Genomic DNA, 13,333 nt, shown 5'->3' with positions numbered 1-13,333 from the left:
AAAAAAGCCACTTAAAAACCGGCGACCTCCTTTTTCAAAAAATGAATTGCGGCGATTTATGCGATGCTATTCATGCGGTAACGGAAGGATACAAAGGCAATGATTTTAGTCATTTGGGTTTGGTATATATCCAAAACGATTCGATTTTCATTATTGAAGCGGCCGGAAACGCAGTTCGGAAAGTAACTTTGGAACAGTTTTCCAAAAACACACAAACAACCATGTATATTGGAAGAGTAAAAAATAAATACAAAAAATTGCTTCCGGAAGTTATTGAATTTTCTCTGAAGCAAATTGGAACTCCTTACGATGATGATTACCTTTATGATAATGGAAAATACTACTGCTCTGAACTTATTTATGATGCTTTTTTCAAAGCAAATGGAACGCCGTTTTTTGAATTGCAACCCATGACTTTCAAACAACCGAAAACACATGATTTCTTTCCTGCTTGGGCAGAATATTATAAAAGTTTAGGAGTTGAAATTCCTGAAGGTCTACCCGGTTGCAATCCCGGCGGAATTTCAACTTCCAAAAAAATAAAAATTATTGGCGAATTAAACTAATGCTTTTTCGCTTTTTACAACCAAAGTCATAATTTCATTTTGCGTACTGATTCCTTTGTCTTGTAGGTACCATTTTTGCAAATTGGTTTTCGCCGTTTCATCAACTACACCATGAGTTGATTTATAATCTTGAATTAACTTTGTAGCTCCGGCAGGTCTTGGACCCCAATCAGCAATTGCTGTTTTGGTTACAGCATCTAAAATAAGTAACTTTGGAATTGACTTTCCGCCATTGGTTAAAAACTGATTCATTAATAATTCATTTTCGTCTCTCAAAACCACTCGCAGCTCGATTTTCTCCGAAAATTCAGCCATTCTATTCATAATTGGCAACAATTGAGCGGCATCACCACACCATCCTTCCGACAAAACTAACCAGATATAGTTCGATTGAAGTTGACTTAATTGGTCTTTTACTGCTTCAGTTAATACAATCGTTTTATCCAATCGATTCATTCGAACTTCATTCAATTCACTGTAGTGGGTCAGTGCTTCCGATTGCTCATTCCCGGTTGATTTGCCTTCTTTTATTAAAGAGGTCACAAATTCCCTATAAGCCGTATACGAATAACTATTTTGTAAACTTGCTTGTATTAGTTCTTGCATCATATTTTATTTAAAGCCACAAAAGTAAAACATATTATGTTACCTTTTTGTAACATATATTACAGTATATTAGTTCATTTAAAATGCACATTAAAAATTTCAAAACAGAGAGAAAAAGGCAGAATGATTGCTACTTTATAACAAAATAAAATCAATTATTCTATATATTTGCACCACAAAACAAACCGCAATGAAATACAAAAGAATTCTTCTGAAATTGAGTGGAGAAGCATTGATGGGTGACCGTCAATATGGAATTGACCCAAAACGATTGGCAGAATATGCTCAAGAAATTAAAACAATTCACAACCTTGGGGTAGAAATTGCAATAGTAATTGGTGGAGGAAATATCTTCAGAGGAGTTTCAGGTGCAAGTAACGGAATGGATCGTGTGCAAGGAGACTACATGGGAATGTTGGCAACTATTATCAATGGAATGGCTTTGCAAGGAGCATTAGAAGAAGCGGGAATGTTAACCCGTTTACAAACCGCGTTAAAAATCGAAGCAATTGCCGAACCTTATATTAAAAGAAGAGCCGTGCGTCACTTGGAAAAAGGACGTATCGTAATTTTTGGAGCGGGTACCGGAAATCCTTACTTTACAACCGACACTGCTGCCGTTTTAAGAGGTGTGGAAATTGGTGCCGATGTTATTTTAAAAGGAACTCGAGTTGATGGTGTCTACAACGCTGACCCGGAAAAAAATAAAGATGCCGTAAAATTTGACTATATTTCATTTGAAGATGTTTTGAGCAAAGGATTGAATGTAATGGATACCACTGCTTTCACTTTAAGTCAGGAAAATAAATTGCCAATCATTGTTTTTGACATGAATAAAGAAGGAAATTTATTGAAAGTTTGCAATGGTGAAACTATTGGAACAACTGTAACCATATAAAAAATTTAAATCTAAAAAGTTTATTGAGATGACCGAAGAAATTAATTTTATCATTGATACCGCAAAGGAGCACATGGATGGTTCAATTGCTCATTTGGAAAAAGAATTTTTAAACATCAGAGCCGGTAAAGCAACTCCACAAATGTTGGGTGGTGTTTTTGTTGATTATTACGGTTCACAAACAGCATTGTCACAAGTGGCAAACATCAATGTTCCCGATGCAAGAACGATTACCGTTACACCTTGGGAAAAAAGTATGCTACATCCTATTGAAAAAGCAATACAAATTGCCAATTTAGGTTTTAACCCAATGAATAATGGCGACAATATTATTATTTCTGTTCCGCCTTTAACCGAGGAGCGTCGTCGTGATTTAGTAAAGCAAGCCAAATCGGAAGCTGAAGATGCTAAAATAGGTATTAGAAATGCTCGCAAAGATGCCAATACTGAAATTAAAAAAGAAGAGAAAAACGGAACCTCCGAAGATATTTGCAAAACGGCTGAAGACATGGTTCAAAAAATAACCGATACCTATATCAAAAAAATAGAAGATATTCTGGCTCTTAAAGAAGCTGAAATTATGAAGGTTTAATTGAAAATCCACTTGTAAAAGTGGATTTTTTCTTGGCACAACCTTTTCTACTCTACATAATTCTATGAAACATCTACTTTTACTTCTGTCAATAATTACTTGTAGCTTACAAGCTCAGGTGACTATTTCAGGAATTGTAAAAGATGCTTCTACTTTAAAACCTGTACCTTTTGCAGTAGTGAATTTTTCTTCCGATAAAGTTACCACATCAGATGTGACAGGAAAGTTTGAATTTCAAAATAAGGAGTCCCACCAATCGTTTACAATTAGCCACAATGCTTACGAAAAGCAAACCGTAAGTACTTCTAATAAAAACTACTTTGTCATTGCATTAGTTCCAAAAAAGGAAATTTTGTCAGAAGCTGAGTTAGCTCTTCAGCAACTGACTGCCTTGAATTTGATGAAGAAAGTAGTTGCTAATAAATATCTGAACAATCCTCTATTAAAACTGGAGAACTACTCATGCAAAGGCTACAACAAATTAGTAATTACTGCCAACCCCGATTCGCTTGATGCCACCATACCATCTGTTTTTAATAAAAAAAAGAAAACCTACGAATTAGATTCAACCAATTATAAATTCAAAAAATTCATCTCCAAGCAAAATCTTTTTCAAACCGAAGTAGTTTCCCAATTTCAATTTAAAGAAAAGCAGATGAAGGAAACGGTATTGGGGCTAAAAATGTCGGGGTTAAAAAAACCTATTTATGAAATCATCGGCTACAAACTGCAACCCTACTCAATTTATGATGATAAATATGAGTTATTTCAAACCAAATATGTAAGTCCGATTTCTGAAAAAGGATTGGTAGATTATGATTTTAAAATAGTTGACACCCTTACAATTGGGACTCACAAAACGCTTATAGTTTACTTTGTTAATAATAAGAAAATCAAAAAGAATGGCTTGGAAGGTGTTTTATATATCGATTCATTTTCTTTAGGAATTACAAAAGCCGTTTTTCAGATTCAAGGCGTAATCAATATAAAAGCTACGCATGAATTCGAATTTAATGTGTTAGAAAACCTATGGATTCCGTCGTATAATGAAGTGAAAATTGTTAAAGGCAAAAATGATGATCCTATAAAAATATTGAGCGGAACCATTTATTTTGAAGGGGAAAACGATGAAATTGGAAAGCAACGTAAAAAAGAAGTTTCGGATATTACTTATGTGCTTTCCAAAACACATTTCTACGACATAGATTTAACTTCAAAACGACCATTAGTTAATAAATCGTATGCAATCGAAATCACTCCGGATGCATTGGGAAAAGAAGCAGATTTTTGGAAAGTCAACAGCAAAGAAACATCAACCATTAGAGATTTAAATACCTACAAATCGATTGATAGCTTATCTGTAAAAAGAGGATTGGAATCGAAGTTAATTTTCGGAAGAAAAATAATTAATGGTTATGTTCCTTTTGGCCCTATTGATTTTGATTTACGTTATTTATTAAGTTTTAATAATTACGAAGGGTTTAGAATTGGCTTGGGCGGAATCACCAACGACAAATTTTCAAAAAAATATAGATTGGATGGTTATATGGCAGAGGGTCTTAAAGATTTAAAATTTAAATACCAATTGGGTGTTGCTCGAAAAATTGACGATTTTTCAAACACGTGGTTTGGTGTTTCTTACACTGATGATATACAAGAGATTGCCAGTACTGATTTTTATATTGAAAAAAGGACGTTTAAAATTTATGACCAACGGCCCTTTAACGTCAGTACTTTTTACCAACACAACACATGGAAGGCCTACTTGATGACTAAAATTCTACCAAAATCGGAAAGCATTTGGCAACTGACACAAAGCAAAATAAATCCCTTATTTGATTATTCATATCGGAATGAAGGTCAATTATACAGCAATTACAACGTTACAGCTGCTGCTGTTTCTATACAATGGAACCCATTCAGCGATTTTATGTATACGCCCGACAGCACTTTGGAAATTGAAAAAAAATATCCAAATTTTACTTTTCAGTTCACCCAAACAATACCTAATTTCTTAGATAATAATTTTGTCTTTACAAAAATTGATTTGCAAAGCAACTTTGAAAAAAAATATGTAAATGGTCAAAAAACTTCCTTTTTTGCTCAAGCAGGATTAGCTTTTGGAGATGCCCCACTAACACATCTGTACAATGCCTCACCAAACAGTTTGACCGAAGGAAATGTTTTTGAACGAATTACTGTTTCCGGTAAAAACAGTTTTGAAACCATGTATTTCAATGAGTTCTATTCAAGTAAATATGTTATGCTCCATTTTAAGCATGGATTTAAAAGAATTACAATAGCAAAAAAAGTAAAACCAATGCTTGTGCTCGTAACCCGAATGGCCTGGGGAGATTTGGTCAACAAGCAAGACCACGTAGGTATTGATTTTAAAACAATGAATAAAGGATACTTTGAATCAGGTATTGAACTCAATCAAATTTTCAAGGGTTTTGGATTGGGAACTTTTTATCGATATGGAGCCTATAGCTTGCCTGTATTTCAAAAAAATCTGTCAATAAAAGTAACTTTTATTATTGATTTAGGCTTTTAATTTGATACCACTTTTAATCCAACGATTGAAAAAATTAAGGTAGAAATAAAAAATATTCTCCAAAAATCTAAAGGCTCTTTAAAAACAAAAATCCCAACCAAAACGGTTCCTACGGCTCCAATGCCGGTCCACACTGCATACGCTGTTCCAATTGGTAATGTCAGCGAAGCCTTGTACAAAAGAAACATACTGATACTCAAGCAAACAAAAAAACCTATCATCCAAAAAATAGCTGTGTTTCCTGAGGTTTCTTTGGCTTTGCCTAAACAAGACGCAAATCCAACTTCAAATAGTCCGGCAATAATCAAAAGAATCCAATTCATAAGTAAATGGGTTTGTCACAAAGGTAGTCTTATCATAAAAAGTGTCAAAGAAAAGCAACATAAATAGTATTGAAAAGTCAATTTATATAGTGTTTTCACTAACTTTGCAGACTTAATTTCAGCATATGGCAAAGTGGTTTAGTATTGGTTTTTGGGAGGTTGTTGCTCGAATAATTCTTCGTAACAGAATATTTATTCTATCTATTGTTCTACTCTTCACTGTTTTTCTGGCCATACACTGGAAACATATGCGTTTTTCGCATACCGAAGCCAATTTATTACCGGACAATCACGAGGTAAATCAAGAATACAATGCTTTTTTAGACAAATTTGGTGATGAAGGGAATTTGATTATCATAGGTGTTAAAGATGCTGCTTTTTTCACTCCCAAAGCATTTGCGACGTGGACAAAAATGGTTGCAAAACTGAAAAATGCCAAAGAAGTGGAATTAATCATTTCAGTGGAATCACTTCAAAAACTCAGTAAAAACAGTGCTGAAGAAACTTTTGAATTAGTGCCGCTGGTTGATACTAAAAGAATAAATGATGCTGCCTATCTTAAATTAGTTAAAAATGAACTTTTAGAAAAACTTCCTTTTTATGAAAGTTTACTTTTTAATAAAAAAACAGGAACGATACGATCGGCAATTTATCTAGACAAATCGATTTTAAATTCCAAAGCCCGAAAAGAATTTATAGAAAATTTATTAATTCCTGAAATTGCAACTTTCGAAAAAAATACAGGAATTGATTTAAGAGTGTCGGGTATGCCTTATATCCGAACGCTAAATTCTCAAAATATAATTGATGAAATTGGCCTTTTTGTTGCCGCTGCTTTATTAATAACCTCGCTGATTTTCTTCTTGTTTTTTAGAAGTTTCAGAGCTACGTTTATCTCAATGTTTGTGGTAATTATTGGTGTGATGTGGACGCTGGGTACTTTGGGATTATTTGGCTATGATATCACTGTTTTAACCGCTATCATTCCGCCACTGATTATTGTAATAGGAATTCCAAACTGTATTTTCCTTATTAACAAATACCAACAGGAAGTTAAAAATCATGGCAATCAAGCTAAGTCTTTACAACGTGTAATTTCTAAGGTTGGAAATGCCACTTTGATGACCAATTTGACAACTGCAGCCGGTTTTGCAACATTTATTATTACAGATAGCCAATTATTAAAAGAGTTTGGTATAATCGCATCTATCAATATTGTACTCTTGTTTTTCCTCTGTTTGTTAATTATTCCAATCATTTATAGTTTTATGCCGCTTCCAAAAGAGAAGCATTTAGAACACTTAAACAAGGCAAATACTCAAAAATTTGTAAACTGGTTAGTAAACACTGTAAAAGAGCGCAAAATTTCGATATACATAACGTCAGTTGTTTTAATGGCTTTAAGCATTATAGGAATTTATCTCATAAAAGTCTCCGGAAGTTTAATTGAAGATATGCCTAAGAAAACAGAGTTTTTTCAGGACATTTTATTCTTTGAAAATGAATTTGACGGCGTGATGCCCCTTGAAATAATGATTGATACCAAACGAAAAAAAGGTGTGATGAAATTATCAACTCTTAAAAGAATGGACGAACTGCAGGAAACTATTTCTGACATTCCAGAACTTTCAAAAGCCACTTCGGTTGTGAATTTGGTAAAATATACCAAACAAGCCTATTACAATGGAAATCCGGAATATTATGAATTGCCAACGGCTCAAGAACAAGGTTTCATTTTGTCGTATGCTAAAAATACCGTCAAAAATTCCAAAGAAAATCTATTAAAAAGTTATGTAGATTCTACCGGACAATATGCACGAATCACCACATTTATGAGAGATATAGGTACTGATAAAATGGAAAAGGTGGAAGAACGTTTGTGGGAAAAAATCAATAAAGTATTTCCACCTGATCAATACAAAGTCACACTAACAGGTAAAGCATTAGTATTTCAAAAAGGCACCTCCTATTTGATTGAAAATTTGGTTACCTCTTTACTTTTTGCCATCTTTTTGATTTCGCTAATTATGGCCTACTTATTCCGTTCATTTAAAATGATTATCATTTCTTTGATTCCTAATCTTTTACCACTGTTAATAACTGCAGGTTTAATGGGATATTTAGGAGTGCCTTTAAAACCATCAACGATATTAGTTTTTAGTATTGCCTTCGGTATTTCTGTTGATGACACCATTCACTTTTTGGCAAAATACCGTCAGGAATTAAAAGCAAATAATTGGCGTATCAGAAAATCGGTAATTAATGCGTTGCGTGAAACAGGTATAAGTATGTTTTATACTTCTATCGTGCTGTTTTTTGGCTTTTCAGTGTTTATGATTTCAAGTTTTGGAGGCACTGTTGCTCTTGGTGGTTTAGTATCGGCAACCTTGCTCTTTGCGATGGTTTCAAATTTGTTATTATTACCGGCCTTACTTTTATCATTGGAGAAAACAATTGCAAACGAGCAGGAGTTTATTGAGCCAACAATTGACATTTTAGCCGAAGACGACGAAACAGAACTTGAGGAAACCGCTAAATAAATAAACAATTATATTTGTATTTTGAAAATTTTATGAAAATGAAGAAACACACCAAAGTTAATGATCTACTAAACACTTCACAAACACAAATTGAAGTAACGGCTAAAGGTTGGGTACGTACATTCAGAAACAATCAGTTTATTGCTCTGAACGACGGTTCTACCATTCACAATATTCAGTGTGTAGTTGACTTTGAGAATACAGCAGAAGAAACACTTAAACGAATCACAACCGGAGCTGCAATTGCAGTAACAGGGAACCTAGTAGAAAGCAAAGGTGCGGGTCAAAAATTTGAAATACAAGTTAGCAAACTAGAAATTTTGGGCGATTCGGATGCAGAAAAATTTCCCATGCAACCCAAAAAACATTCGCTTGAATTTTTAAGAGAAAATGCACATCTTCGGGTGCGAACCAATGCTTTTGGAGCCATCATGCGAGTGCGATCAACCCTTTCTTTTGCTGTACATCAATATTTTCAAGAAAAAGGTTTCTTCTATGTAAACACTCCAATCATTACGGGAAGTGATGCGGAAGGTGCCGGTGAAATGTTTAAAGTTACCGCCTTGCCTTTTGACAAAACACCACGTACGGAAGAAGGAAAAATAAACTATAAAGAGGACTTCTTCGGAAAAGAAACTAATTTAACGGTTTCCGGACAATTAGAAGCGGAAACCTATGCAATGGCCTTAGGTCAAGTATATACTTTCGGACCAACTTTTAGAGCTGAAAATTCGAATACCTCTCGCCACTTAGCAGAATTTTGGATGATTGAACCCGAAGTAGCTTTCAATGATTTGGCGGATAATATGGATTTGGCGGAAGATTTTATCAAATATGTTATTAAATATACCGTTGATAAATGTGGGGACGATTTGAAATTCTTAGAAGGTAGGTTGTTGGAAGAAGAAAAATCAAAACCTCAAGCTGAACGAAGTGAAATGGCTCTGTTAGAAAAGTTAAACTTCGTTTTAGACAACAACTTTAAACGTGTTTCCTATACCGAAGCTATTGAAATTTTGAGAGAATCAACTCCCAATAAAAAGAAAAAATTTCAATACCTTATTGACGAATGGGGAGCTGACTTACAAAGTGAACACGAACGTTTTTTGGTGGAAAAACATTTCAAATGTCCGGTCATCTTATTTGACTATCCGGCTAAAATTAAAGCGTTTTATATGCGTTTAAACGAAGATGGGAAAACAGTTCGTGCGATGGATATTTTATTCCCTGGAATTGGAGAAATCGTTGGTGGTTCACAAAGAGAGGAACGTTACGATGTTTTATTGGAAAAAATGAAACTATTAGGCATTGATGAAGAAGAATTATGGTGGTATTTAGACACCCGCCGATTTGGTTCGGCCATTCATGCCGGATTTGGTTTAGGTTTTGAACGTTTGGTGCTTTTTGTAACGGGAATGACAAATATTAGAGACGTAATTCCGTTCCCTAGAACACCACAAAATGCAGAGTTTTAAAATTTGTTTCAAGTTTCAGGTTTCAAGTTGTTAATCAGTTGAAAACTTGAAACTTGAAACTTGAAACTTGAAACTTGAAACTATTTAATAAATAAAAATGCTCAAACACAGCTTACAATTCAAATTATCTCAAAAATTATCTCCTCAACAAATTCAGTTGATGAAGTTGATTCAATTGCCTACCCAAGCTTTTGAACAACGACTTGTGGAGGAAATGAATGAGAATCCGGCTTTGGAAGGTGGAAAAGAAGAATCTGAATTTGAAGATGAGTTTGAAAAAGAAGAGTTTGACGATTACGAAGAAGACGAATTCGACAGAATTGATGCAGAAGACATTAATATTGATGAGTATTTGAGTAATGATGAAACTCCGGAATATAAATTACAATCCAACAATTATAGCGACGATGATGATGATCGCGAAATGCCTTTTGCAGCTCCGGTCACTTTTCATCAGGATCTAATAAATCAACTAAACACTTTCATTTTGTCGGATGATGACAAAGATATTGCCGAATTTTTAGTCGGCAGTATTGATGATATGGGTTATATCAGACGAACAATTCAGGACATTGTGGATGATTTAGCCTTTACACAAGGGATTTACACCGATGAAAAAAATGTAGAACGCGTTTTAAACATTGTGCACGAACTGGAACCGTCAGGTGTTGGTGCCCGCGACTTACAAGAATGCCTGCTTTTGCAATTGAAACATAAAACTCCTACAGAATATGTTGATTTAGCAATTGCAATTTTAGAAGAGCAGTTTGATGCCTTTACTAAAAAGCACTATGATAAATTGCTACACAAATATGGAGTTTCGCAAGAGCAACTAAAAAAAGCAATTGAAGAAATTGAAAAACTAAATCCAAAACCGGGCGGTGCTTTTGCAGGAAATAATAAAATGGTTGAACACGTTGTTCCTGATTTTACTATTCGAATTGCAGAGGGAGAACTCGAGTTGTTATTGAATGGTAGAAATGCTCCTGAACTTCATGTTTCTAAGGATTACCAGGACATGCTTCGAACCTATAAAGATTCTCGTGATAAATCGAGTGCTCAAAAAGATGCCGTTCAATTTATCAAACAAAAATTGGATTCTGCTAAATGGTTTATCGATGCTATCAAGCAACGGCAAGAAACTTTGTATGTAACGATGAATGCCATTATGCATTACCAGCAAGAGTTTTTTCTGGAAGGCGACGAAACAAAATTAAAACCCATGATACTAAAAGATATTGCCGATTTAATTGGCTTAGATATATCAACAGTTTCTCGGGTGGCAAACAGCAAATATGTGGAAACACCTTATGGCACGAAGTTAATAAAGGAATTCTTTTCTGAAGCCATGAAAAATGACCAAGGAGAAGATGTATCAACTTTGGAGATTAAGAAAATTTTGAAGAATGTAATTGCCGAGGAAGATAAAAGAAAACCTTTACCTGATGATCAATTAGCTGAAATCTTAAAGGAAAAAGGCTACCCCATTGCTCGCAGAACGATTGCCAAATACAGAGAATTATTAGATATTCCGGTAGCAAGAATGCGTAAAAAAATGTAGGTAGTATGAAAAAATTACTTCCGTTTGCTTCGTACCTGTTTCATCCGCTGTTTGTTTCTTTTTATGCGGCATTAATTTATTTTGCTGCCACCAAAAACTTTTATGTTTCCAGCGAGATTTTCCTGTATTTGATTCAGATTGTAATCATCACCATCCTTATCCCAATCACTTTATTTTTTCTTTTGCTATCCTTGGGAAAAATAGATTCAATCATGGTCGAGGATTTAGGTCAACGCAAACTTCCGCTATTGATAAACGCATCTTTACTATTACTTTTAATACATAAAAGTATTACAATTAGTAACTTACCGCAATTATATTTCTTTTTTTTAGGAGGAGCAATCAGTACAATTATTGCCTTAGTTGCCATTTATTTACAAACTAAAATAAGTCTGCACATGATTGGCATTACTTCATTAACATCTTTCATTTTTGGAATGAGTATTCATACACAAACGAACTTAACGTATACGTTTGCATTTTTTGTGGTAGTTATCGGATGGGTAGCTTCTTCAAGACTTGTACTAAAAGCACACACAATCAAAGAACTGTCGTTAGGATTTATAACAGGCTTACTCCCTCAACTTTTTTTATGGCGGTTTTGGTTATAGAATATAGAACTGAAAACCTAAGTTAACAGTTGACAATTCCAATGGTGTTCCATTAATAGCTGCATTCGAATCAAACAAATTGGTCAGTCCATAATACGTGTAGAAATTTATGGAATGGTAGCCAATTGACAAATAAACACCCATTTGATTGGTCACTACATTAGGATTGTTGGAAACTTTAGTAACATTTCCATCCTTTCGCAAAATAGACGTGTCATAAAAAATATAACTGTATTTAAATCCTGCGTAGATACGCAAGAATTTAATATTATTAGGGGTTGAATTTCTCCAACGAAATTCAATAGGAATATCTACCGCATAAAAGGATAAATTATTTCGGTCAAAAGTAGTTGAACTTACTACTGAATAATCAATTCCACTAGCTGTATTCTGAATTATTAGATTTTGATTGTAACCCAAATACGAAAATCCAACACCGGGTGCAATAGCAACGGTACGCTTTCTATTGATTGGAAAGTCTCTCAAGAAACCAAAATTAATTCCTGGTGAGAAGAAATTCTGCTTTAAATCTGCCGGGCGATTATCAAGAATATTATAGGAAAGTCCCAAATATAACTGATCTTCACGATACAAAGAATCAATAACTTTCACTTGCAATGTATCCTGCCCGAAGGACACTATTGAAACAAAAAACAAAAAGACTACAATAAAATTCCTCATAGTTAAAAATAAAATATAAAAATACAAAAAAAGGCAACCTAGTTAAAGATTGCCTTGGTATTATATTAAAAGAATTCCTTAATTTCTTTCAACAACACTACCTTTTAGAGTAGTATAATTCACTTTATATTGCTCAATTTTACGTAATTCTTGCTTAACATCCCCAACAATACCCATCTTAGTGTTTTTATCAACTTTAAGAGAAGCCGTAAGTACCTTTTCTAAAGCTGGATCTCTTGACGCTCTTTCCGCTAAAACAAAGTTGCGTATTTCAGAAACTTCTGATAAACGGTCATTCAATTGTATTTTATCGCCTTTACCATAAGCAGATTGATAACGTTCGCTTGGTTTGCCCATGAAAATAAACATTACACGATCTTTCTTCTCCAATTTAGTTACCTGATCTGCTTTTGGTAATACATTTTGTAACAACAAATCACTATCACGCATTGTCGTAGAAACCATAAAAAAGAACAATAACATAAACACAATATCCGGAAGGGATGCTGTTGAAATTTCAGGAACATCTTGATTCCCTTTTTTCTTTGTAAACTTTGACATAGTTCTTAAATTTATAATTAGTTACGTTTCGGTTCCGCTTCTGAAAGCTTTTGTGGGAACATAGCTTGAATATCTTTGATTAGAGGCTCAATTCTTGTCCGTGTTGATTCAGGAGTCTTAGGGTCATCAAACATCATCTCTAACTCTCTATATGTTTTCCCATACTTTACCATACATTCTCTATCACGCAAAAAGTAATAAGCTGCTACTAATTCATTTTGTACTGAAATATAAGCTCCATATGAAGTTTCTGAATCATTTTGAAGCGAAATAATTGCTTTATCTGGGTTATCTGATGAAGATATATCTTTAGCTCCTTTACAAAAGGTACAAGTTCCATCTCCACCATTATCTAAAAAAGCAAT

Annotated in this window: 12 protein-coding genes and 1 pseudogene; 8 read left to right on the top strand and 5 right to left on the bottom strand. The window is 34.1% G+C overall.

Features of this window, described 5'->3' with window-relative positions:
- Positions 1-566: YiiX/YebB-like N1pC/P60 family cysteine hydrolase (locus tag ACIQ2S_RS06365; RefSeq protein ID WP_396174069.1), on the top strand; the 566-nt coding region annotated here is incomplete at its 5' end.
- Here the strand turns inward: ACIQ2S_RS06365 and ACIQ2S_RS06360 are convergent.
- Entirely contained in the window at positions 558-1,172 is a 615-nt protein-coding gene (locus ACIQ2S_RS06360) for a thioredoxin family protein (RefSeq protein WP_396174067.1), read from the bottom strand. The genes ACIQ2S_RS06365 and ACIQ2S_RS06360 overlap by 9 nt on opposite strands.
- A gap of 190 nt (positions 1,173-1,362) precedes the next feature.
- Between ACIQ2S_RS06360 and pyrH the strand changes: the two genes are divergently transcribed.
- The 3 genes from pyrH (at position 1,363) to ACIQ2S_RS06345 (ending at position 5,216) form a co-directional block, all read left to right on the top strand.
- Positions 1,363-2,070: a UMP kinase gene (gene pyrH / locus ACIQ2S_RS06355; protein ID WP_396174065.1), complete on the top strand. Its 708-nt coding sequence runs from the start codon at positions 1,363-1,365 to the stop codon at positions 2,068-2,070.
- 28 nt (positions 2,071-2,098) lie between these two features.
- A complete protein-coding gene (frr, locus tag ACIQ2S_RS06350) occupies positions 2,099-2,662 on the top strand; it encodes a ribosome recycling factor (RefSeq protein WP_396174061.1) in 564 nt (187 codons plus the stop codon).
- A gap of 64 nt (positions 2,663-2,726) precedes the next feature.
- Positions 2,727-5,216, top strand: a complete 2,490-nt coding sequence (locus tag ACIQ2S_RS06345) for a DUF5686 family protein (protein WP_396174059.1) — start codon at positions 2,727-2,729, stop codon at positions 5,214-5,216.
- Here ACIQ2S_RS06345 and ACIQ2S_RS06340 read toward each other — a convergent pair.
- Positions 5,213-5,539 carry a DMT family transporter gene (locus tag ACIQ2S_RS06340; RefSeq protein WP_396174057.1) on the bottom strand — a complete coding sequence of 109 codons (327 nt, stop codon included), beginning with the start codon at positions 5,537-5,539 and terminating at the stop codon, positions 5,213-5,215. The genes ACIQ2S_RS06345 and ACIQ2S_RS06340 overlap by 4 nt on opposite strands.
- 125 nt (positions 5,540-5,664) lie before the next feature.
- Here ACIQ2S_RS06340 and ACIQ2S_RS06335 point away from each other — a divergent pair, with 125 nt between their 5' ends.
- The 4 genes from ACIQ2S_RS06335 to ACIQ2S_RS06320 all read left to right on the top strand — a co-directional run bounded on the left by ACIQ2S_RS06335 (position 5,665) and on the right by ACIQ2S_RS06320 (position 11,726).
- On the top strand, positions 5,665-8,079 hold the full coding sequence (locus tag ACIQ2S_RS06335; protein ID WP_396174055.1) for an RND family transporter: 2,415 nt from the start codon (positions 5,665-5,667) through the stop codon (positions 8,077-8,079).
- A 38-nt stretch (positions 8,080-8,117) separates the two neighbouring features.
- Positions 8,118-9,554, top strand: a complete 1,437-nt coding sequence (gene asnS, locus ACIQ2S_RS06330; protein ID WP_396174053.1) for an asparagine--tRNA ligase — start codon at positions 8,118-8,120, stop codon at positions 9,552-9,554.
- Between the two features lie 97 nt (positions 9,555-9,651).
- The gene (gene rpoN, locus ACIQ2S_RS06325; protein WP_396174050.1) at positions 9,652-11,115 is read left to right on the top strand and encodes an RNA polymerase factor sigma-54; all 1,464 of its coding nucleotides are present in this window, start codon (positions 9,652-9,654) and stop codon (positions 11,113-11,115) included.
- Between the two features lie 5 nt (positions 11,116-11,120).
- Positions 11,121-11,726 (top strand): hypothetical protein, encoded by a 606-nt coding sequence (locus tag ACIQ2S_RS06320; RefSeq protein ID WP_396174048.1) that lies wholly within the window; start codon positions 11,121-11,123, stop codon positions 11,724-11,726.
- On the opposite strand, the gene ACIQ2S_RS06315 is transcribed toward ACIQ2S_RS06320, so the two are convergent.
- From ACIQ2S_RS06315 to ACIQ2S_RS06305, 3 genes and pseudogenes are all read right to left on the bottom strand, one after another.
- Positions 11,721-12,407 carry a porin family protein gene (locus ACIQ2S_RS06315; protein WP_396174046.1) on the bottom strand — a complete coding sequence of 229 codons (687 nt, stop codon included), beginning with the start codon at positions 12,405-12,407 and terminating at the stop codon, positions 11,721-11,723. The genes ACIQ2S_RS06320 and ACIQ2S_RS06315 overlap by 6 nt on opposite strands.
- Before the next feature lie 78 nt (positions 12,408-12,485).
- On the bottom strand, positions 12,486-12,968 hold the full coding sequence (locus ACIQ2S_RS06310; protein ID WP_396174043.1) for an ExbD/TolR family protein: 483 nt from the start codon (positions 12,966-12,968) through the stop codon (positions 12,486-12,488).
- 17 nt (positions 12,969-12,985) lie between these two features.
- A pseudogene (locus ACIQ2S_RS06305) lies at positions 12,986-13,333 on the bottom strand (biopolymer transporter ExbD); the annotation flags it as partial.

It is taken from the genome of Flavobacterium sp. (assembly GCF_044371705.1).
Taxonomy (GTDB): domain Bacteria; phylum Bacteroidota; class Bacteroidia; order Flavobacteriales; family Flavobacteriaceae; genus Flavobacterium.
Note: the sequence above shows the minus strand (reverse complement) of the source record. Positions and strands in the feature narration are given on the sequence as shown.

Excerpts from the sequence above, each read along its gene's own strand:
- rpoN (WP_396174050.1), top strand. The coding sequence starts at position 9,652 with ATGCTCAAACACAGCTTACAATTCAAATTATCTCAAAAATTATCTCCT.
- ACIQ2S_RS06360 (WP_396174067.1), bottom strand. The coding sequence starts at position 1,172 with ATGCAAGAACTAATACAAGCAAGTTTACAAAATAGTTATTCGTATACG.
- ACIQ2S_RS06335 (WP_396174055.1), top strand. The coding sequence starts at position 5,665 with ATGGCAAAGTGGTTTAGTATTGGTTTTTGGGAGGTTGTTGCTCGAATA.
- ACIQ2S_RS06345 (WP_396174059.1), top strand. The coding sequence starts at position 2,727 with ATGAAACATCTACTTTTACTTCTGTCAATAATTACTTGTAGCTTACAA.
- ACIQ2S_RS06320 (WP_396174048.1), top strand. The coding sequence starts at position 11,121 with ATGAAAAAATTACTTCCGTTTGCTTCGTACCTGTTTCATCCGCTGTTT.
- ACIQ2S_RS06315 (WP_396174046.1), bottom strand. The coding sequence starts at position 12,407 with ATGAGGAATTTTATTGTAGTCTTTTTGTTTTTTGTTTCAATAGTGTCC.
- ACIQ2S_RS06310 (WP_396174043.1), bottom strand. The coding sequence starts at position 12,968 with ATGTCAAAGTTTACAAAGAAAAAAGGGAATCAAGATGTTCCTGAAATT.
- frr (WP_396174061.1), top strand. The coding sequence starts at position 2,099 with ATGACCGAAGAAATTAATTTTATCATTGATACCGCAAAGGAGCACATG.
- ACIQ2S_RS06340 (WP_396174057.1), bottom strand. The coding sequence starts at position 5,539 with ATGAATTGGATTCTTTTGATTATTGCCGGACTATTTGAAGTTGGATTT.
- pyrH (WP_396174065.1), top strand. The coding sequence starts at position 1,363 with ATGAAATACAAAAGAATTCTTCTGAAATTGAGTGGAGAAGCATTGATG.
- asnS (WP_396174053.1), top strand. The coding sequence starts at position 8,118 with ATGAAGAAACACACCAAAGTTAATGATCTACTAAACACTTCACAAACA.